Consider the following 19,355-nt stretch of genomic DNA (forward strand, 5'->3'; position numbering starts at 1 on the left):
CCTTACCTTCTTCTTACATAGTTTAGTAACAATATTATTATAAAAAATCATATATCGTCAAATTTCGATACGTTCTTTCCTCGAGGTGCGACAGTGTCACACCAATCAGCCGGATGGGTTCTTCAGGTGACTTCACTTTATGATACAAATCATATGCATAATGAAATATCTCATCGCTTTCAAATAATGGGTTCGGCGCCATCATCTGTCTGGAATGTGCTTCAAAATTTAAAGTCTTCAGTTTCACCGTAACCACTCTGCCGGCAAGCTGCCTCCGGTCAAGGTTCATACTGACTTTCCCGCATAGTTCTTCAAGTACTTTTAATATTATATCATCTTCATTAATATCGTAGTTAAAAGTTGTTTCCTTGCCGATTGACTTCCGGATTCTTTCCACACTCAACTCACTTGTCCCGATACCTCGCGCCTTTTTATACAGTGATGTCCCTCTCTTTTTAAACTCAAATATCAAGTCTGCTTCAGACCATTCATATAAGTCCTTTCCTGTCATAATGCCGAGTGATTTCATCTTTTCTTCTGTCACTCTGCCGACTCCCGGAAAGTCACCGATTTTCAAAGAAAACAACACTTCCTGAACATTGCCGTGATGAATCACCGTTGTTCCTTTCGGTTTATTCATACCCGATGCAATCTTTGCCAGATATTTATTGTAGGAAATTCCGCTTGATGAGGTCAAGTGCACTGCTTCATAAATTTCATGCTGTATTTCAAGCGCAATTGATCTTGCAGTTCTGTCTTTTGATACGAGGTGTGTAATATCAAGGTAAGCCTCATCCAGACTCAGCGGTTCAATGACTTCTGAGTACTTCAAAAAAATATCCATCACCTTCGCCGACACTTCTTTATACACATCAAAACGCGGCCGGACGTATACACCATCCGGACACAGTTTATACGCTGTCCGCATCGGCATCGCAGAATGCACACCAAACTTACGTGCTTCATAACTCGCTGTCGCAACGACACCCCTGTTTTCCGAGCGTCCCCCGACAATCACAGGCTTCCCCCTGTACTTCGGTTCATCACGCTGCTCCACCTGCGCATAAAATGCATCCATATCTATATGAATAATCCGCCTTTCCATACTCTCACCTTCAACACTTTAATATACTCATTCTACCATAAACAGAACGTACGTTCTAGTTAAGAAGAACGCTTTTCATACATCGTAATTCCTCTTTCAGTGTCTTCAATATATTTAAGGTTTTTATACTTCAAGATTAAGTATATAAAATAAAAATCTCCGGCACATGCACCTGTATGAAATATCAATATGACCGTAACAGCTGTATAATTTAAAAAATAAAGGCATATAAGGAGCAGCAGTGTCAAAATGATAAAAGGCATTAAAATAATTACGGCGAACTGTTTTCTGTTATAAATTTCTCCAGGTGCAGTGGCATAAAAGATCCCGTCTTTGTAGCCGTATTTTACCCTGCCCGACGGGCTGAACAACTTGAAAAATATACCATGAATCAGCTCATGAAATACTATAATCAAAACACTCCCGAGAACAACAGCAATTATTGACCATATGATATATGAGAATGTTAATTGGGTATAAAATGCCGGCTGACTTGAGAATAAACGCTCCAGGGCGTAAAATGGGACAATCGATGCAATTGTGATTATGATATTCCAAAGCACCAGTGTTTTTAATACTTTTTCATCTTTAAAAAGATCCAGCTCATATTTTTTCATATCAACACCTCCATCTGTAATATATTTATTTTAACAAATCTTAAAGGAGCATAAACATGACGCATTATAATATCATCGGCGGCGGAATTGCCGGCGCATCCATCGGCTACCACCTGATTTCCCTCGGTGCAAAAGTAACCATATACGACCGTGAAGACAGCGGTCAGGCTACCAATGCTTCAGCAGGTATTATCTGTCCGTGGATCAGTCAGCGCCGCAATAAGAAATGGTACCGGCTTGTAACAACAGGTGCAAAATATTATCCGGATTTCATCAAAACATTAGAAGATGAAACCGGACTCGATACAGGATATACACGAAGAGGCTCCATTTCTTTATTTAAGAATGAAGAAAAGCTTGCACTCGGTTATAACAGAATTTCCAAAAAGAAAGATGATTCACCTGAAATGGGTGAAGTCAAAATCATACCTAAAGAAGACATTAACCACTTTCACCCGGACTTGAATAATCAGTATCCAGGAATATTCGTAGAAGGCGGCGGCCAGGTAAAGGGCCGGCTGCTGCTTCATGCACTGAAAACAGCCTTTTTATCAAAAGGCGGTAAATGGCTCACACAGGAAATCCCGGATGATTTAGACGGTTATAAAATATACACTACAGGTGCGTGGGGACGATACCAAAACTCCGGTCCTGATATCCGTCATCAGCGTTCTGAAGTCCTTCACTTTAAAGTGGACAGTGACGTTCCAGTTCACACTCCTGTGATTATGGCACTCGGTCCAATATATATTGTGGAGATGGACTTGAATCAATTTGCGATCGGCACCACACATATCGACACTGACTCTTTTGAGGCTGTTCCGAGTAAAGAAAATTATGAATATCTGCGCGGGCTCGCCGAACGTTATTTTCCTGACAAAAAAATTACAGATGTGGAGATGCTTGTCGGCTTAAAACCGTACGCCCGGGATCATCTGCCGTTTATCGGACACGTTGACGATTCAGTATATGTTGTGAATGGTCTCGGTGCCACCGGGCTGACTGCAGGTCCTGTCATCGGCAGAGAGGTTGCCCGGAGTCTGATGGGGCTTGATACAGAACTGAATCTCGAAGACTACAACTATGTTTAACGGATGACAAAGTGAAATTAAATACCGGTTAAAAATGAGACAGGAAATCCCGCCTCATTTTTAACCGGTAAATTCAATAATCGTGATAATCACACAATATAAAAACGTAATAACATTCCCCGCCAATAAAATAACACTTAATCTATCTTTCCTGAATCTGAAATTGACACTCGCAAACATTAATCCCAGTATGCCGAACAAAAGTGTAAGGATCCATAAGATTGTCTGGTCAAATACAAGATGGAGGATGATGATTAATACTGGAATTACTGCACAAAAAACTCTAAGCATAAAACTCCCCCTTATTAAGCTTTATGGTGCAAAACCATAAAAAATCAACATAAATATCATGCCTAAAATATAACTGAGTATCACGCCGTTTATAATTGCAGCGATACCTAAAATTACTTTCTGGACTGTTGGAAAGTGCTTCACAAAACGATAAAGAATAACCACCAGCAGAAATACAAACGGTACAGTAAGAAATATTGAAAATGTATATACCCAGCTGCCGAAATCATAAACTGCTTCAGGCACAGGTGTCGCATACATATCATATTTTACAAAATAAAAAATATAACCACTGATAAATACTGCTGTTAACATTCCAAAGTATATAAAAAATATGTACTGCAGCCGCTTATCCAAAGTTCTGATCAGGAAAAAGAGTACCACCCATATTCCCGATAACACAATCAGTCGAATGACATGCAACGAATCCAATTAAATCCCCCTAAACCAACTATAATACCTGTTCTATGTTCCATTTTTCGCGTTTGTAGACTTTATACATAAAAAACATCAATAACCCGACCGCAAATTCAACAGAATTAACATCTGTATTATCCACAGCGCTGATTTTTGTTTTCCTGCCCTTCTTAACTTCAACAACTGAGAGGAGATGTTTTTTATTGTAATAAACATTCATGTCACCATTGGAATTTTCCTCAATCAAAATGAGATTGTCATCAAGTGATCCATAAACCTTAAATTTAATCAGGCTCTTACCCGGACGTTCCTTAATCTTAAACTCCCCGGCATCAGTTGAGATGATGAACCTTGCGATATTCATGTCGCGGAACTTACGCTTCTTCATACCGACAGTCACTTTATCCCCTTCAGCACTGACAAATGAATACGTTGTCTCCTCTTCGCATCCGCGAATGACACCACGTTCAATGACTCCGGCAACTTTTTTGTCAGAGTCTTCAACTGTGACAATTTCCTCATAATCACTAAATCTAATTTTATAGAAAAACTCCCGCATAAATGTCCCTCATTTCTTAACATCATTATATACCTTACTCAGCAATGAATAAAGACAGTTCACATATAATTTTATATAAATTAAAGAAAATGCGTACATTTTCCAATATTCTGCGAATTACATAGATAAAAGAACGGCCGCGGCCGGCCGTCCCCTGACATTAGTTTACTTTATTGAGGAGTGCAACGACTTCCACATGAACACTGTGCGGAAACAAATCGACAGGCTGAACACGTTCCAGTTCATAGCCGTATTCTCTCAGCCATGTGATATCATCTGCGAACGATTCAGGATTACATGATACATAAACCACACGGTTCGTACCCAGCCGGCCGATACGTCTCATCACTTTACCGCCTGCACCTGAACGCGGCGGATCAAGCATCAGAAGATTCGGAATGCCCCATGTTTCAAGGATTTCATCCATTCCCCGGCGTGCATCTTTCGCAAGAAAATACGTATTATCAATATCATTGTCTTCTGCATTTCTTTTTGCCGATTCAATAGAAGACTCGACTATCTCTATACCGGCGAGTGATTTCACACGCTCTGCGAACGGCAGAGAAAACGTACCGACACCGCAGAACAAATCAATCATCGTCTCACTTTCATGTACTTCTGCCATATCAACTGCCAGTTCGACCAGTTTTTCCGCCTGTGAAGGATTTGTCTGGAAAAATGTATTGAACCAGACTCTGTACTGATAACCGGACATCTCTTCATGGATATAGTCCCGGCCGTGAAGAATATGTGTTTCCTCCGACTGTGCCATATCAGCCATGTCACGGTTTTCCATCCACATTAAACTCTCAAGATTCTCAAAACCGGAAACAAGTCTTGTCACTAAATCCTGAACCGCTTCGGTCAAACCGCCGGCAGGACCTTCCGTTGCGAATACAGCAATCATTAATTCTTTCGTTACCTGCGACTGTCTGACCATTAAATGGCGCAAAAGCCCGGTGTGATTATCTTTATCATATCCGATTAATCCGTGATCCGCCGTCCACTCGGAGACCACTTTCATTGCACGGACCATGTCATCACTTGCGATCAAACACGTATCAAGATCAATGATATTACGAAAATTCCCCAGTTCATGAAGACCGAGTTTCCCGTCTTTTGAGAACGTGAACTCCATCTTATTACGGAAATAAAACGGATCGTCCATTCCCATCGTATCCTGCACAATATTTTCATCAAAGCCCTTCTCATTTAAAAAACGTTTCACTTCCGACGTTTTATAATTCAGCTGACTCTGATAATTCCAATGCTGCCACACACAGCCGCCGCACATTTCAAAGTGCGGGCACGGCGGTACCGTCCGGTCCGGACTCGCTTTCAGAATTTCGTCCGGCAGCACTTTTGCACGTTTCCGGTCCGGGTTCGGTACAGTGACCTTTACCTCTTCACCGACAAGAGTCTCGGGTACTGTTAATTTCAGTTTCTTCGGATTCTCTCCGCCGTTATCTCTCCACACAACACCTCTGCCGGAACCTTTTTTATCCAGCGTCTCGATATTTGTAATAAATGTTTCTTTAATTTCATTAGACATTTCTTTAGCCCCCGCTATTCTTAACATCTGTTTAATTGTACTGACTGACAGAAAGTTAAGCAAGGAGAAATATCTCTTCAAAATATATTAAGATTATTCGGCAAGTGCCGCTTCAACATCTTCGATAATCAGAGTGTTCGCAATATATCCACTGTAGAGCCAGCTGCTGTCACCTGTATATTCATGGACATTTCCTTCAGCCACTGCCGGGATATTCTGGAATACAGATTCTTCAAATGCTGTTTCTGAGTCGCCTTCATTTTCACCGATAAAGAAAATGTGGTCAACATCACTTTCAGCTAAAGTTTCAAGAGACACTTCAAGCCACGGTGTTTCATTTTCGCTTGATAATTCTTCAACAAAATCAGGTGCTGACAGCCCTAAATCATTGTACAGTACTTCACCGCTTGATTTATCTACATTAGAAATAAAGAACGTATCGCCGGTCTGCCAGAGTGCAATCGCAGTTTCATCTGCCGGCAGTTTTTCACTGACTGACTGGGCAAGCGTTTCATACTCTTCAATTTTCTCTGCTGCAACATCTTCTTTGCCGAAAATCTCAGCCACACGGTTCAGACGGTCACGCCAGTCATCGTAGTTAAACGCTTCAAGTACGAAAGTCGGTGCAATGGCTGAATAATTCTCGTATGATTCACCTTCTGCAAATTCTGAAGAACTTGTGATGATGAGATCCGGTTCATGAGAGGCAATTACCTCATACGGCAGATCAAAAGGAATGGTTTCCAGTCCTTCCAGTCCCTCTGCCTGAAGATAATCCTGAATACCTTCTCCACCGTTTATAGACCATTGTACGATTGGTGTTTCACCAAGAGTCAATACATCATCCTCCAAGTAAGAACTGATAATTCTTTCAGGGTTTTCAGGTACTTCAACTTCGTTTCCTGCATCGTCTGTCAGCGTGATTGTTCCACTCTCTTCCTGAGTCTCTTCAGATCCTGACTCTGCAGCAGATTCATCCTCCGATGCCCCTTCATTTTGACATCCGAAAGCAATTAGAAAAACACTAAGTAAAGCCGCAAATTTAAATTTCATTTATTTTTATCTCCTTTATAATATGATATTAATCATTAAGTTTTGCCAGTAAATACAAGAAGTACGGTGCACCGATAATTGCGACAATAATTCCCGCCGGAATTTCTGCAGGCTGCAGAATCACACGGCCGATTGTATCTGCAATAAGGACTAAGAGTCCACCGAGCAGTGCACTGACAGGTATAACATAGTGGTGGTTGCTGCCGACAAGCTGTCTTGTAATATGCGGTGCAATCAGCCCGACAAATCCGATGCCGCCGCTGACTGATACACTGCTTGCAGCAAGTCCGACAGCGGCGGCAAGCAGCACTCTTCTTTCTCTCTCAAGATTCAGACCGAGACTTACAGAGGTTGAATCACCGAGATTAAGCACATTTAACACTGAAGATTTCATATACACAAACGGAATTAAAATAATCAGCCATGGCAGTAAAGAATATACAAAACTCCAGTTGGATCCCCATATACTCCCCGCAAGCCATGTTGCTAAAAACTGGTATGTCCTCGGGTCGAGCTTCAAGGTCAGGACAATCATTAATGCACTGATCCCTGCTGCCACTGCCACACCCACCAGTATAAGACGAATTGGAGAAACTCCTTCCCCTCTTTTGTAGGAGAGTGCATAGATGACAAAAGCTGTCAGTCCGGCACCCGCAAAAGCTGCGAGCGGCAGCAGAAATACAGAACCGCCCACCTCTGTTGAAAAGAAGAAGATAAATATCATTACAGCCATTCCCGCACCGGCATTAATACCGATAATACCGGGGTCTGCGAGTGGATTTCTTACAATCCCCTGCAGCACAGTACCTGATACCGCAAGCCCCATTCCGACAAGTATCGCTATAATCATACGCGGCAGTCTGAACTGGAACAGTATTAATTCCTGACGGTCTTCCCCCTGTCCGAGAACGGTCTGAAATACTTCTGCCGGTGATAATTTAATAAAGCCTGTATTCAGACTGATTAAAAACATCACAGCCATCAAAATTAACGCAATGACCGTAACCACCAATGCACGTTTCCTTTTCTTAACTACACTTTCAGGCTGCTGATTTTGTTTATTCATAGTTCCTTTCCTCCTTTATGTGCCAGATATAAGAAGAAAGGCACGCCGATTAAAGATATCAAGGCACCGATCGGTATTTCATAAGGCGCGTTCAATGTTCTTGCGAATAAGTCTGCGACAACGACGAGCAGTGCACCGAGAATCGCACTGACAGGTATAATCCATCTGTAATCATAACCGACCAGTTTACGGGTCAGGTGCGGTACAATGAGCCCGACAAAGCTTACTGCACCCACAACAGATACCGCAAGTCCGGCAAGAATCACAATGATAATAATACTGATAATCTTTGTTTTCACAGTATTCTCGCCAAGCCCGATCGCAACTTCTTCACCCAGACTCAAAATCGTAATCGACCGGGAAATGATAACTGCCATCACCAGCATGATGAGAAGTACCGGTGTAATCACCATAAGATGTTCCCATCTTGTGCTCGACACACCACCGGCAAACCAAAACGCAATATCCTGTCCGACATTAAAATAAAGTGAGACCCCTTCACTTAATGCCCCAAGAAGGGCGCTGACAGCAGCACCGGCAAGTACAAGCCTGATAGGTGTCAGACCGTTTTTACTGAGAGAACCGATACCGTAAACGAGTCCTGCCCCAATCGCAGCACCGACAAATGAAAACAGTACTGTATATACATAGGACAGGCCTGGAAAGAATGAAAAACTGATTGCGAGCATAAAGACAGCACCTGAGTTTAGACCGAGAAGACCTGAGTCAGCGAGCGGGTTCCTTGTCATCCCCTGCATTAAAGCACCTGCGACACTAAAGGCCATACCGACCATTGCGGCGCCTATAATTCTCGGAAATCTGAGCTCCCAGATAATCTGATGCTGGCTCACGGAGCTGTCGTAACGGAATAACGCTTCTGCGACAGTTCCCGTATCAATATCCGCCGCACCCAGTGAAATGGATATCACAAATGAAATCATCAGTGCGATTAACCCGAATATAATAATGACCATCCCGCGCACAGGACGGGCAGTCTTCTTCACAGCTTTGACTTGTTCACCGCTGCTTTGTTTTTTATTTGATGTATACATGTCACTAATCCTTTCTTCAGTATGGAGTGCTGTGTCATTATTTATCACTCAGGTGATAGGACAAATAGATGGGGTTACTGCTGTAGGGGCAGTCCATCAAATCAGCCTCGATATTGAAGACACTTCTTAAATTCTGAACAGTCATAACATCCTTAGGTGTACCATCCATCACCAGCCGTCCGTCCTTCATCGCAATCATATAATCTGAAAATCTTGATGCATGATTTAAGTCATGAAGCACCATAATAATTGTGCGGTGTTCTTCAATATTAAGTTTTTGAAGCAGGAGCAGAATATCCAGCTGATGCGCCAGATCTAAATAAGTGGTCGGTTCATCAAGAATCAGCACATCTGTATCCTGTGCAAGTGACATCGCAATCCACACTCTCTGTCTCTGGCCTCCGGACAGTTCGCTGATTTGTCGGTCTTTAAATGCTTCGAGACCTGTCACTTCAATTGCCCAGTTAATATACTCATAATCCTTCTTACTCATTGAACCCATCGCCCGACGGTACGGAAAACGACCGTAGGATACCAGTTCAAATACAGACAATCCGCCGGGTGATTCGGCTGTCTGGGGCAGTATGGCCATCTGTTTCGCGATTTCTTTTGTATCCATCGTCTCAATGGATTTCCCGTCCAAAAGAATCGTTCCTTCAGTTTTTTTCAACACCCGTGCAACAGTCTTTAGAAAAGTTGATTTTCCGCAGCCGTTCGGTCCGATAATAGTCGTGACCTTCTCTTTCGGTATTGAAACATTCAATCCGTCGATAATCAGCCGTTCACTGTACCCGACTTTTAGTTCGCTCACATCTATGGTACTCAAAACGAAAAGACCTCCTTAAACACACTAGCGACAATGAGAATCATTATCATTTAAATATTATTTCATTCCTACTATAAAGTCAATTATTATTTATATATAAAATCCTTTTAATGCCGGCTGTCGTTCAATACTTCAGAGTGACACACCTTACAATTCTTTAAGCTGTTTTAACTGCTCTCGTGACAACCGCCCGGCAAATGACTGATTTTCCCTGACACCTGTACCAAAATGAAGTGCCGTAAATGTATCACGGTAATGAGAAACAGCATCTGCTTTTAAACCACCGCCCGGCATGATGGTAATACCATATGTATCTGCAGATTTCTGTAAATCAGAAAGCAGATTAAAATTATCACCCGCACTGCCCGGGCCTCCGGCAGTTAAAATCGTTTTTACCTTTGGATATTTACCAAGGGTTTTAAGTGCTGCATCCTTATCATCGATCTGGTCAAATGCTTTATGGAATACAATATCAAGGTGCCCTGCCACATCATTTACCGCCTTTAAAAAAGTTTCGTCGACTGCGTTATTCTCATTCAGCATCCCGATGACAATACCGGACGCCTTTGTCTCTCTAATAAACGAAATTTCATCAAGCATGACAGCCTTATCCGTATCACTGTAAATAAAAGACTCGTTATGATTGCGGACCATGACATTTACCGGAATGTTTGAAGCGGTGGATGCCGCACGGATCAGACCGATACTCGGTGTCAAACCGTCCGCATCCATACTGCTGCAGAGCTCAATTCGGTCTGCCCCGTATCTTCCTGCATCCAAAACATCATCAAGCGTCACTGCTATCACTTCAATTAACATTCTATCTCCCCTAATCATAAATTGTTCCGTAACTATGCCGCATTTCAAACAGCATTTTAATGAACGTTTTTTTATAATGTATGAATGTTTCTTCATCAATCATTTCCATAATTTCATCACATTCCGCCCACTGTACAGCCTCCACCTCTTCAGTCGGCAGTTCGAGTGCTGCGATATCCAATTCTTTTTCTACAAGATAAATATCATCAAAACCCCGTTCAAAATTAATGGAACAATGCGGCCGGATTCCCTTCAAATCAATTTCGACACCGAGCTCCTCCAGTGTTTCACGCTCGGCAGCTGTTTCTGAAGTATCACCAGTCACAGCAGCACCACCGACAGAGACATCCCAAAGACCGGGCCATCTGTCTTTACTGTCGCGCCTTTTCTGAATCAGCATCTGTCCGTCTTTACTGAAAATGCAGACATGAACGACCAGGTGGTATCGTTCGTCTAAATATGTACCGCCCCGAACCATCGTTTCATCCATCTTCTGTCTGTCTTTATCATATAAATCCAATATTTCCATTACTGTAAAACTCCTTAGTCATCCTTCATTGTTTGTAAGTGTTGATTATAACGCTTAAATACTCGAGCCGCCAGAAAATCACTCCCGGAGAATCTCCGGGAGTGATGAATAATTACTTCATTTTTTCTTTCGCATAATCATAATTGCCTTCAAACTTCTGCAGACGTCCGTCTTTCAGCAAATATGTCGTATCGAACAGTCTGTTCAGAAAATATCTGTCATGGCTGACGGCAATCATGGTACCGTCATATTGACTTAACGCATCTTCAAGCGTTTCCTTTGCCTCAATGTCCAGATGATTCGTCGGTTCATCAAGTATTAAAACATTGAAATCCTGATTAACAATCTGTGCCCACCTGAGACGCATCTTCTCACCACCGGATAACTGACTGACTTTCTTAAAGACATCTTCCCCGTAAAACATAAACTGTGCGAGGAGATACCTTGCTCTGCCTTCTGTCACACTCACGGTATCCCTGAATATTTCGATGATTGACATATCTTCTGTATCACTGAAAGTATGCTGTGACAAGTAGCCGACTCTAATATTCCCGGCAGCATAGACTGTGCCCTCATCCGGCACCACTTCTTTAAGAAGAAGCTTTAAAATAGTACTTTTACCGGTACCGTTATCTCCAATTACAGCAGCATGTTCCCCACGGCGCACCAGCATATCAATATCTTCAAATAAGATAGTGTCATACATTTTTGAAACGCTGTCGAATGAAAATACATCATCCGATACCCGTTTCCCTTCCTTCAATGCCATATTCATTTTTCTCTTTTCCATCACCGGCTGATCCAGAAGCTTAATACGCGCGAGCGCCTTCTCCATACTTTTCGCCCGCCGGAACATTGCCGCATTCGGCGGCTTCGCCTGTGACGCCCACTCTCTTAACTGCTTAATTGACTGCTTCATTTTTTGAATCTTTTTCTGCTGTGTTTTATAAGATTCGAATTCTCTTAAAATCCGTGCCTCTTTTTCTTTCATGAAAAAAGAGTAGCTGCCGTGATAAACATGCAGCTTTCCCTGATCGATTTCAACAATCTGAGAAACCGTTTCATCGAGGAAATAACGGTCATGGGAAACAATAACAACCGCACCTTTATATTGTTTCAAAAATGAAGTCAGCCATTCAATAGATGAAATATCCAGATGATTTGTCGGTTCATCCAAAAGTAGCAGTGACGGCTCTCTAAGAAGAATCTGCGCCAGCCCCATCTTGGTCCGTTCACCGCCCGACAGCCTTTCAAAAGGCGCATCCAGCAGATGATCTATCTTTAAGCCGTGCGCAACCCGCCTGATCCGGCTGTCTTTTTGATATCCCTCTTTTTCTTCAAATGATTCCTGTAATTTTGAATAGCGCTTCAAGAGCTTCTCTAAATCTGCATCTGTATCAGTCATTTGTTCTTCAAGCTCAGCCATTGCCGCTTCAATATCCAACAGCGCCTGAAATACCTCACCCAGACATTCATAGACTGTTTGGTCTTTTGGATACTCCGGAATCTGGTCCAGAAGACCGATTGTCGTTTCTCTTCCCCAGCTGATCCACCCCTCTGTCGGTGGTTCAATATCCGCCATCATCTTCAACAATGTCGTTTTTCCTTCGCCGTTTCTGCCGACAAGCCCGATACAGTCGCCTCTATTAAGCTCAAGCTTAATATCTTCAAAAATCTTATCTCCCGTGTAATCTTTTGACACCTGGGACATATTTAATATATTCATTATTTACTTCCTCCAAATTTGGATGAGGAAGCATTGTGTTTTAGATGCTCCTCATCACTTGATAATTAAAAAAGACAGACTCCGCCAATTTAGAGGAAGCAATCGCAAATTGACTGCGGACAGTTTGTAAAAACCGGCTGCAGATATCACCAAGTAAACACATCTAAAACACCTCCGTTCATAATTATAGTAACTATATTATAATAGGAAATCTTTCAGTTATCAATATTCTGAAAATAAATAACTGGCTATCTCTATTCCATTAAATTATTCTTAAATGTTTTCGGACATTTTTCTTTTAGAATATGGACTGTCCTGTGATATATTGGGATAAATTGATGAAATATACTTACGGGGAGGCTCATTCATGACAAAAAACTTTGCGCCGGTTTTCGTACTTCTGGCGGCAGTACTGTGGGGAACAACAGGGACAGCCAAATCATTCGGTCCGGAAGATGTGGACAGTATTTCAATGGGTGTTGTCCGGCTCGCATTCGGGGGACTTACCCTCCTTATTGTCAGCAGATTGATGGGGAAACTCGATTTTTCAGGATGGCCGTTACATATTGTTTTCACCGCTGCGCTCTCTATGGCGCTTTTCCAGCCGTTCTTTTTCAGTGCTGTTGATTTAACAGGGGTTGCCGTCGGTACAGTCGTCTCCATCGGCAGTGCCCCGGTATTTTCAGGTATTATTGAATGGCTGTTTTTTAAAACTAAACCCGCACTCACCTGGTACCTTTCGACATTACTTGCGATTACGGGATGTATCATTCTGATGTTTAACTCGGCGTCTGTCACCGTTCATCCTCTCGGGGTCATGTCCGGGCTCGGAGCGGGTATCTCTTTTGCAGCCTTTACATTAACAAATTCAAGGATTGTCAGAAAGAAGGACCCTATCGCATGTATGGGAGTAGTGTTTACAGTCAGTGCAATAATGCTGTCACCGACAGTGTTATTTATAGATTTCTCATGGATAACAGAATCTGCCGGCATCGGTTCCGCACTGTTTATCGGTTTTATCGCAACCGCCCTCGCATATTATTTATTCGGCGTCGGACTCAAAAATGTCCAGGCATCAACTGCCGTGACACTGTCACTCGCTGAACCTTTGACAGCTTCCATCCTCGGTGTGTTTCTTGTCGGGGAAGTACTGGACTTTTACTCATGGACCGGACTGATTATGCTGCTCGCAGGTATTATTATTTTAGTTTTACAGTCCAGAATGGACAGAGCACGTCTTGAAAACATTACAGAATAACATCAAAGCTGTCCCTTCAAATTGACGGGGCAGCTTTAATTGAATTAGTTTGCTTTAATTTTAATGGCACCCATATCTGTATGAAACTCTGCAGTATAGTCTGCATTTTGGGAATATGAATAATCCAGTTCATTTTGTACTTTACCGAGATTTGTTTTTGTCGTTACTCTCGTATTTTCCGGCATTTTTCTATAGTGTGCATTAATCGCACCCATATTCGTCTTTGCCTTAATATTACTGTCAGGATTCAAGTTCGATGCATCAATTTTCCCCATATCTGTGTGAAGGTCATATGCATTCGCATCCACATCAGTGAGTGTCACACTGCCCATATTTGATTCCGACTGTATGGAATCAAATGTACCGGACTGTACTTTAACAGAACCCATATTGGTATAAAACACACCTCTGACACCAATTAGATTATCCGTCTTAATAGAGCCCATATCCGTTCTGATATTAAACTGTTTTGCTGACAGCCCTTCAATTGATACGGACCCCATACTTGTTTTTATCATTAAATTCTCCAGATTTACCGGCCAGTAAATCGTCAGTCTGTCATTTTGAGAGGATCCCCGCTGCTTGATCAATTTAAAAAATGATCCAAGCCCCGCCTCATCTCTTGCATTTTTATGATTAATTTCCAGTACATTCTGATTCACCGTGTATTCAAACCGGCCGTTTTCCGAATGACTGTGAAACTCCATGTCGAATGACTCACTTTGAACAATTGTCACTTTTAACGACTCGCCGTTTATATCTATCTCACTGATATCTTCAGGATTAAAATCCTCAGGTACATTTGAAACAGTGAATTTCGGTACGGACGCTTCCGTTTCATTTTCTTCCATCAAAAGAATCTCTTTTGCGACCGTTTCAGGATCTCCAAGCTCCTTTAAAATCTCCGCTTCACTTTCTCCATTGTTCAGCGCTTCATCAATATGACTTTGATACTCGTTTAAAATCTCGTTACGTTCTGATGGTGCCAGACTTCTTAATTCTCTTTCAAGTGTTCTAATAAAATCTCTTGTCATTTTATTCATCTCCCTTGTGTTAATGTTTCTTCCAGTAACTGATTCACTGCTTTCACATAAACTGTCCATTCACTGTGAACTGTTTCGAGTCTCGTTTCTCCCTGTTCATTCAAAACATAATATTTCCGTGCCGGTCCTTCTGTAGATTCTTCAAAGTATGTTCTCAAATATCCTTCTTTAACCAGCCGTCTTAACAAAGGGTACAGTGTACCGTCCGCAATATCGATATACTTGCCGATATTCTGTGCCAGCTGATAGCCGTACTGCTCTTTTTCTTTAATGAATGCAAGGACACATAACTCAAGTGAACCCTTTTTAAATTGAGTATTCATATTCACCCTCCTGACTATTGCTCACTACTATTTATTATTCAGTACTTAATAGTAATATACAACTTACTACTGAATAATGCAAGGTATTGAATAAAATTTTATATAATTAAATAAAATAAGCCCTTCCGAATCTCTCCGGAAGGACCTTCAGCTCATTATTTGTTTAACCATTCACGTGCTTTAAGCACTGCTTCTTTTGTCAGCCTGTGCCCCTCAACAAAAGTTGTACTCACTTTTGCATGACGTTCTTTAAACAAACGGATGACACGCTCGCTCTCTGCTTCAGGCACCATTGGATCATTATTGCCAAGTGAGAGAAACACATTCAGTTCACTCATATCTTTTGTATTTTCTGTAATATCCACCGGGTACATCGGTGCAAATAAAACTGCCCGCTTAAACTCTGCTTCTTCCTTTAAGAGCATATTAACCGCAATATTTGAACCGTTTGAAAAACCGACAAACACAACGTTTTCCATTTTAAAATCATGTTTCAAAGACTGTTCCCTGATAAACTGAAATAATGATTCGCCGCGTTTTTCCAAATCCTGAAGGTCATATTTTCCTTCTCCGTGACGCTTAAAGAAACGGTTCATGCCATTTTCCTGAATTTCACCGCGTACTGAAAGAATGCTGAAATCAGGGTTTAATGTTTTCGCAAGCGGCAGAAGATCATGTTCTGTTCCGCCTGTACCATGCAGCAGTACAAAAACATAAGGACTTTTACCTTCTATATATATGTGTTCCATAAATTATCCTCCTTTACTTTTTCCGTGTAGTATTGAATGGTCTGATTTCACTTTCAATATATTCTCGTTTTTCTTCAAGGAACGGCGGGAGTGCAAGTGATTCACCGAGCGTTTCATACGGCTCATCATCCATAAAACCCGGTCCGTCTGTTGAAAGTTCAATTAAAATATGACCGACTCTTGTGTATAATGCCTCAAAGTAAAAGCGGTTCACATTTCCGGAGTGCTGTAACCCCATCTGATTATATTTTTCTTCCCATTTCTTAATCGTGTCGTGATTTTTAACGCGGAACGATACGTGATGTACTTCACCGTACCCTTGGCTGGATGAAGGTGATTCGTCCTTAATCAGAATGACCTGACCGCCGTTACCGCCGGCGCCGACATCAAATACTGCAGCATCAGATTTATCCACAGTCAATTTCATGTCGTATACACTCGTCAGCACTTTTTTAAAGTCCTCAAAGTATTTAATGTGAATTTCAATCGGTCCGAGTCCGTAAACTGCTTTATCTTCAGGTACAGGACCATTTTTCCACGGTGTCCCAGGGGCAACCCCCTCATTATTCTCATCTGAAAATAAACGGAATTTCTGCCCGTCCGCCTCTTCAAATGCCAATGTCTTTCTGCCGAATAAAGTTTCGATTTCACCATGAGTGACCTCATACGCATCAAAACGATTCTTATAATATTCAAGTGCTCTGTCATCAGGTACTCTGAGCCCTGTCCGGTAGATAGAATTTGACCCTGCACGCCCTTTCATTTGATTCGGAAAATCAAAGAATGTCATATCTGTTCCTGGCGAACCGACATCATCTGCGAAAAAGGTATGGTACGTGTAAATATCGTCCTGGTTCACTGTCTTCTTTACCAGTCTCATCCCAAGTACTTCTGTAAAAAATTGATAATTTCTTTCTGCATCATCCGTCATTGCTGTCACATGATGAATACCTAACAATCCTTCTGTCATTATAATTTCTCCTTTAATAATATTTCGATTTCGAGATATCATCCCGATTAAAAGTGCCTGTTCATACTCCGGCACTCACTTTTTTTAATGCAGTTCTGAGGACCTCCAGTTCATGATCTTCCAGAACATTAAATACTTCTTTAATCTTTGCCGCATGAAGTGGAAATATTTCTTCCATCAACTCCGTACCTTTATCTGTTAATGATGCGAAACTGATTCTTTTATCAACCGTATCCTGACGTCTTTTTACCAGCGATTTACCGCACAGTTTATCAATGACATACGTGGTGCTGCTGCTCGCAATTAAAATACGTTCCTTTACTTTTTGAATCGGCTGTTCACCCTTGTTATACAACAGCTCAAGAACAGCGAATTCAGTAATATTAAGCCCGTGGCACTTCACATCATTCTTTACCACCTGTTCCAAGTATTCATTGGTGCGTTTAATCCCGACAAATGCTTTTAATGATTCCGTCTCTCTATCCAGACAACCACCTCATTTATTTCGAATTCGAGATAAATATAACGTATATTTTTATTTCCGTCAAGTAAATGGATATAATCAATGTAAAGAGAGGATGATTATATGACAGTTACATTAGAAGATATCCGGGAAGCAGAACAGTTAATTGCACCGCATATTGTGAAGACGCCGCTCGTTCATCTGCACCCGCTTGATCAAATTCTGGGCACACAGGTTTATGTAAAACTTGAAAACATGCAGAACACACATGCCTTTAAAATACGTGGTGCGATGAATAAAATTCTGCGCCTGACAAATGAAGAAAAAGAAAACGGTATTGTTGCATCATCTTCCGGAAACCACGGACAGGCCGTTGCCTTCGCAGCAAAAAAACTCGGCATTCATGCAACTATTGTCATACCGGAAACAGCCACACAGTTTAAAATCAATGCCATCAGGCAGCACGGTGCAGAAGTCGTCTTCTCAACCGTTGAAGACCGCTTCAAAGTAACACGTGAATTATCCGATAAGTTCAATTACACCATTATTCCACCGTTTGATGACCCGCATATTACTGCCGGTCAGGGCACAATCGGCCTTGAGATTCTTGATGAACACTTTGATGCTGTCATTGTACCGGTCAGCGGCGGCGGTTTAATCGGCGGTATTTCCACTGCTCTGAAAGAAAGCGGCTTTTCAGGGAAAATAATCGGTGCAGAACCTGAATCACTCCCCCGCTACAGTGAAAGCCTGAAGAACGGCAGACGGACAAAAGTCCCGACAGCCCCGACAATCGCAGATGCACTCGTTGTTAATGAGCCTGGAAAAATAAATTTTCCTGTAGTACAAAAATATGTCGACGAATGTGTCACAGTGTCTGACAGTGCAATGCAGCATGCTCAAAAACTATTACTGACTGAAGGCAAAATCTTATCGGAAGTCTCCTCCTGTATCGGTATCGCCGCTGTCCTTGAAGGCACCCTTAAATTTAAACCGGATGAAAAGATCTGTTTCATCATCTCAGGCGGCAACCTTTCCTTGAATCAATTAAACTTCCTGGAAAACTAAAAGGACCTCACTCATTTGAGTGAGGCCTTCTATGTTAAATGATAGTGAAGGACATATTCATTATTTTCTTCGTCAAACGAATGGTCTTTGAAACCGAGTGAACGCAGTAAAACACCCATGCCGTCGTTCCCCTTCACATAGTCCGCAATCAACACGTCATATTCTCCGGAATCTTTCGCAGACTGAATTACCCGTTCAACCACCTGTTTCCCAAATCCCCGGCGCTGATAGTTTTTATCAATCATCATCCGCCAGATCATGTACTCTCTTTTTTCTTCTTCAATATCTATCAATATAAAACCAATGACCTTACCTTCATACACGACTGCATACGGGAACACATCCATCGCTTCCCTGTATAAGTAACACTCCGCAAGTGACTGCATATTCGGTGCCACAAACTTCTTCTGTTCCTCATTAACATTCAGTCCAGTAACCTGCCAAAAATTATTTTCTGTAATTTCTTCAAATTGAATCATGATTTCACCCCTTCACATCATCATACCATGCCTAAAAATGGAATAAAATTCATTTTTGTTTATATATACACAATTAAGGGGAATTATAAAATATCAATTCTACCATTTTCAGCATCACTATCATACGGCAGGAGGGTACTAATATGAATGAAAACACTCAATCCGATAAATCAAATGGCGGTAAGACTGTTCTGATTTTTCTGTTGGGTATCATCACAGCAGTGATTATCACCGGACTTTTCGGCAATCCGGTGACGTCTTTGATTGAATATATTGCTTCGCTGTTTAATTAGAACTTA

Annotated in this window: 23 protein-coding genes; 4 read left to right on the forward strand and 19 right to left on the reverse strand. The window is 41.7% G+C overall.

The features are described 5' to 3' along the window. Positions 1–37: 37 nt before the first annotated feature. Positions 38–1,105, reverse strand: coding sequence for a DNA polymerase IV (gene dinB, locus ACFSX4_RS12650; protein WP_377775459.1), 1,068 nt, complete (start codon positions 1,103–1,105; stop codon positions 38–40). Between the two features lie 59 nt (positions 1,106–1,164). Further along, complete coding sequence (locus ACFSX4_RS12655; RefSeq protein ID WP_377775461.1) at positions 1,165–1,722, reverse strand: DUF3267 domain-containing protein; 558 nt, start codon at positions 1,720–1,722, stop codon at positions 1,165–1,167. Between the two features lie 56 nt (positions 1,723–1,778). Between ACFSX4_RS12655 and ACFSX4_RS12660 the strand changes: the two genes are divergently transcribed. Then, the gene (locus ACFSX4_RS12660; RefSeq protein WP_377775463.1) at positions 1,779–2,813 is read left to right on the forward strand and encodes an NAD(P)/FAD-dependent oxidoreductase; all 1,035 of its coding nucleotides are present in this window, start codon (positions 1,779–1,781) and stop codon (positions 2,811–2,813) included. A gap of 60 nt (positions 2,814–2,873) precedes the next feature. Here ACFSX4_RS12660 and ACFSX4_RS12665 read toward each other — a convergent pair whose 3' ends face one another. The 11 genes from ACFSX4_RS12665 to abc-f all read right to left on the reverse strand — a co-directional run bounded on the left by ACFSX4_RS12665 (position 2,874) and on the right by abc-f (position 12,703). Then, a complete protein-coding gene (locus ACFSX4_RS12665; RefSeq protein WP_377775465.1) occupies positions 2,874–3,104 on the reverse strand; it encodes a hypothetical protein in 231 nt (76 codons plus the stop codon). A 21-nt stretch (positions 3,105–3,125) separates the two neighbouring features. After that, positions 3,126–3,536 carry a hypothetical protein gene (locus ACFSX4_RS12670; RefSeq protein WP_377775467.1) on the reverse strand — a complete coding sequence of 137 codons (411 nt, stop codon included), beginning with the start codon at positions 3,534–3,536 and terminating at the stop codon, positions 3,126–3,128. A 19-nt stretch (positions 3,537–3,555) separates the two neighbouring features. Beyond that, positions 3,556–4,080, reverse strand: a complete 525-nt coding sequence (locus ACFSX4_RS12675; protein ID WP_377775469.1) for a hypothetical protein — start codon at positions 4,078–4,080, stop codon at positions 3,556–3,558. Between the two features lie 160 nt (positions 4,081–4,240). After that, positions 4,241–5,632, reverse strand: coding sequence for a 23S rRNA (uracil(1939)-C(5))-methyltransferase RlmD (gene rlmD / locus ACFSX4_RS12680; RefSeq protein ID WP_377775471.1), 1,392 nt, complete (start codon positions 5,630–5,632; stop codon positions 4,241–4,243). 93 nt (positions 5,633–5,725) lie between these two features. Next, positions 5,726–6,685, reverse strand: a complete 960-nt coding sequence (locus ACFSX4_RS12685) for an ABC transporter substrate-binding protein (protein ID WP_377775473.1) — start codon at positions 6,683–6,685, stop codon at positions 5,726–5,728. Between the two features lie 28 nt (positions 6,686–6,713). Continuing rightward, positions 6,714–7,751, reverse strand: a complete 1,038-nt coding sequence (locus ACFSX4_RS12690; RefSeq protein WP_377775475.1) for a FecCD family ABC transporter permease — start codon at positions 7,749–7,751, stop codon at positions 6,714–6,716. Further along, positions 7,748–8,803 (reverse strand): FecCD family ABC transporter permease, encoded by a 1,056-nt coding sequence (locus ACFSX4_RS12695; RefSeq protein ID WP_377775477.1) that lies wholly within the window; start codon positions 8,801–8,803, stop codon positions 7,748–7,750. Before ACFSX4_RS12695 ends, ACFSX4_RS12690 begins: the two co-directional genes overlap by 4 nt. 37 nt (positions 8,804–8,840) lie before the next feature. Beyond that, on the reverse strand, positions 8,841–9,629 hold the full coding sequence (locus ACFSX4_RS12700) for an ABC transporter ATP-binding protein (RefSeq protein ID WP_377775479.1): 789 nt from the start codon (positions 9,627–9,629) through the stop codon (positions 8,841–8,843). Between the two features lie 147 nt (positions 9,630–9,776). Further along, positions 9,777–10,448: a copper homeostasis protein CutC gene (locus ACFSX4_RS12705; RefSeq protein ID WP_377775481.1), complete on the reverse strand. Its 672-nt coding sequence runs from the start codon at positions 10,446–10,448 to the stop codon at positions 9,777–9,779. Positions 10,449–10,458: 10 nt separating this feature from the next. Then, on the reverse strand, positions 10,459–10,977 hold the full coding sequence (locus ACFSX4_RS12710) for an NUDIX hydrolase (protein WP_377775484.1): 519 nt from the start codon (positions 10,975–10,977) through the stop codon (positions 10,459–10,461). A gap of 112 nt (positions 10,978–11,089) precedes the next feature. Continuing rightward, a complete protein-coding gene (gene abc-f / locus ACFSX4_RS12715) occupies positions 11,090–12,703 on the reverse strand; it encodes a ribosomal protection-like ABC-F family protein (RefSeq protein WP_377775486.1) in 1,614 nt (537 codons plus the stop codon). A gap of 367 nt (positions 12,704–13,070) precedes the next feature. Between abc-f and ACFSX4_RS12720 the strand changes: the two genes are divergently transcribed. Next, complete coding sequence (locus tag ACFSX4_RS12720; protein WP_377775488.1) at positions 13,071–13,961, forward strand: EamA family transporter; 891 nt, start codon at positions 13,071–13,073, stop codon at positions 13,959–13,961. Between the two features lie 44 nt (positions 13,962–14,005). Here the strand turns inward: ACFSX4_RS12720 and ACFSX4_RS12725 are convergent, their stop codons facing one another. The 5 genes from ACFSX4_RS12725 to ACFSX4_RS12745 all read right to left on the reverse strand — a co-directional run bounded on the left by ACFSX4_RS12725 (position 14,006) and on the right by ACFSX4_RS12745 (position 17,533). Next, on the reverse strand, positions 14,006–14,995 hold the full coding sequence (locus tag ACFSX4_RS12725; protein WP_377775490.1) for an HAAS signaling domain-containing protein: 990 nt from the start codon (positions 14,993–14,995) through the stop codon (positions 14,006–14,008). A 5-nt stretch (positions 14,996–15,000) separates the two neighbouring features. Continuing rightward, a complete protein-coding gene (locus ACFSX4_RS12730; protein ID WP_377775492.1) occupies positions 15,001–15,327 on the reverse strand; it encodes a PadR family transcriptional regulator in 327 nt (108 codons plus the stop codon). Positions 15,328–15,482: 155 nt separating this feature from the next. Next, positions 15,483–16,076: an alpha/beta hydrolase gene (locus ACFSX4_RS12735; RefSeq protein WP_377775494.1), complete on the reverse strand. Its 594-nt coding sequence runs from the start codon at positions 16,074–16,076 to the stop codon at positions 15,483–15,485. A gap of 13 nt (positions 16,077–16,089) precedes the next feature. Continuing rightward, the gene (locus tag ACFSX4_RS12740; protein WP_377775496.1) at positions 16,090–17,046 is read right to left on the reverse strand and encodes a VOC family protein; all 957 of its coding nucleotides are present in this window, start codon (positions 17,044–17,046) and stop codon (positions 16,090–16,092) included. 61 nt (positions 17,047–17,107) lie between these two features. Then, positions 17,108–17,533 carry a MarR family winged helix-turn-helix transcriptional regulator gene (locus ACFSX4_RS12745; RefSeq protein WP_377775923.1) on the reverse strand — a complete coding sequence of 142 codons (426 nt, stop codon included), beginning with the start codon at positions 17,531–17,533 and terminating at the stop codon, positions 17,108–17,110. Positions 17,534–17,632: 99 nt separating this feature from the next. On the opposite strand from ACFSX4_RS12745, the gene ACFSX4_RS12750 reads away from it, so the two are divergent. After that, positions 17,633–18,577 (forward strand): threonine ammonia-lyase, encoded by a 945-nt coding sequence (locus tag ACFSX4_RS12750; protein ID WP_377775498.1) that lies wholly within the window; start codon positions 17,633–17,635, stop codon positions 18,575–18,577. Positions 18,578–18,606: 29 nt separating this feature from the next. Here ACFSX4_RS12750 and ACFSX4_RS12755 read toward each other — a convergent pair whose 3' ends face one another. Next, positions 18,607–19,056 carry a GNAT family N-acetyltransferase gene (locus ACFSX4_RS12755; RefSeq protein ID WP_377775500.1) on the reverse strand — a complete coding sequence of 150 codons (450 nt, stop codon included), beginning with the start codon at positions 19,054–19,056 and terminating at the stop codon, positions 18,607–18,609. 143 nt (positions 19,057–19,199) lie between these two features. On the opposite strand from ACFSX4_RS12755, the gene ACFSX4_RS12760 reads away from it, so the two are divergent. Beyond that, positions 19,200–19,349, forward strand: a complete 150-nt coding sequence (locus tag ACFSX4_RS12760; protein ID WP_377775502.1) for a hypothetical protein — start codon at positions 19,200–19,202, stop codon at positions 19,347–19,349. Positions 19,350–19,355 lie beyond the last annotated feature (6 nt).

The organism is Corticicoccus populi, from assembly GCF_042686195.1.
GTDB classification, from domain to species: domain Bacteria; phylum Bacillota; class Bacilli; order Staphylococcales; family Salinicoccaceae; genus Corticicoccus; species Corticicoccus populi.

Bases quoted from the DNA above. Each gene is read 5' to 3' on its own strand.
- dinB (WP_377775459.1), bottom strand. From the start codon at position 1,105: ATGGAAAGGCGGATTATTCATATAGATATGGATGCATTTTATGCGCAG.
- ACFSX4_RS12655 (WP_377775461.1), bottom strand. From the start codon at position 1,722: ATGAAAAAATATGAGCTGGATCTTTTTAAAGATGAAAAAGTATTAAAA.
- ACFSX4_RS12660 (WP_377775463.1), top strand. From the start codon at position 1,779: ATGACGCATTATAATATCATCGGCGGCGGAATTGCCGGCGCATCCATC.
- ACFSX4_RS12665 (WP_377775465.1), bottom strand. From the start codon at position 3,104: ATGCTTAGAGTTTTTTGTGCAGTAATTCCAGTATTAATCATCATCCTC.
- ACFSX4_RS12675 (WP_377775469.1), bottom strand. From the start codon at position 4,080: ATGCGGGAGTTTTTCTATAAAATTAGATTTAGTGATTATGAGGAAATT.
- rlmD (WP_377775471.1), bottom strand. From the start codon at position 5,632: ATGTCTAATGAAATTAAAGAAACATTTATTACAAATATCGAGACGCTG.
- ACFSX4_RS12685 (WP_377775473.1), bottom strand. From the start codon at position 6,685: ATGAAATTTAAATTTGCGGCTTTACTTAGTGTTTTTCTAATTGCTTTC.
- ACFSX4_RS12690 (WP_377775475.1), bottom strand. From the start codon at position 7,751: ATGAATAAACAAAATCAGCAGCCTGAAAGTGTAGTTAAGAAAAGGAAA.
- ACFSX4_RS12695 (WP_377775477.1), bottom strand. From the start codon at position 8,803: ATGTATACATCAAATAAAAAACAAAGCAGCGGTGAACAAGTCAAAGCT.
- ACFSX4_RS12705 (WP_377775481.1), bottom strand. From the start codon at position 10,448: ATGTTAATTGAAGTGATAGCAGTGACGCTTGATGATGTTTTGGATGCA.
- ACFSX4_RS12710 (WP_377775484.1), bottom strand. From the start codon at position 10,977: ATGGAAATATTGGATTTATATGATAAAGACAGACAGAAGATGGATGAA.
- abc-f (WP_377775486.1), bottom strand. From the start codon at position 12,703: ATGAATATATTAAATATGTCCCAGGTGTCAAAAGATTACACGGGAGAT.
- ACFSX4_RS12720 (WP_377775488.1), top strand. From the start codon at position 13,071: ATGACAAAAAACTTTGCGCCGGTTTTCGTACTTCTGGCGGCAGTACTG.
- ACFSX4_RS12725 (WP_377775490.1), bottom strand. From the start codon at position 14,995: ATGACAAGAGATTTTATTAGAACACTTGAAAGAGAATTAAGAAGTCTG.
- ACFSX4_RS12730 (WP_377775492.1), bottom strand. From the start codon at position 15,327: ATGAATACTCAATTTAAAAAGGGTTCACTTGAGTTATGTGTCCTTGCA.
- ACFSX4_RS12735 (WP_377775494.1), bottom strand. From the start codon at position 16,076: ATGGAACACATATATATAGAAGGTAAAAGTCCTTATGTTTTTGTACTG.
- ACFSX4_RS12740 (WP_377775496.1), bottom strand. From the start codon at position 17,046: ATGACAGAAGGATTGTTAGGTATTCATCATGTGACAGCAATGACGGAT.
- ACFSX4_RS12750 (WP_377775498.1), top strand. From the start codon at position 17,633: ATGACAGTTACATTAGAAGATATCCGGGAAGCAGAACAGTTAATTGCA.
- ACFSX4_RS12755 (WP_377775500.1), bottom strand. From the start codon at position 19,056: ATGATTCAATTTGAAGAAATTACAGAAAATAATTTTTGGCAGGTTACT.
- ACFSX4_RS12760 (WP_377775502.1), top strand. From the start codon at position 19,200: ATGAATGAAAACACTCAATCCGATAAATCAAATGGCGGTAAGACTGTT.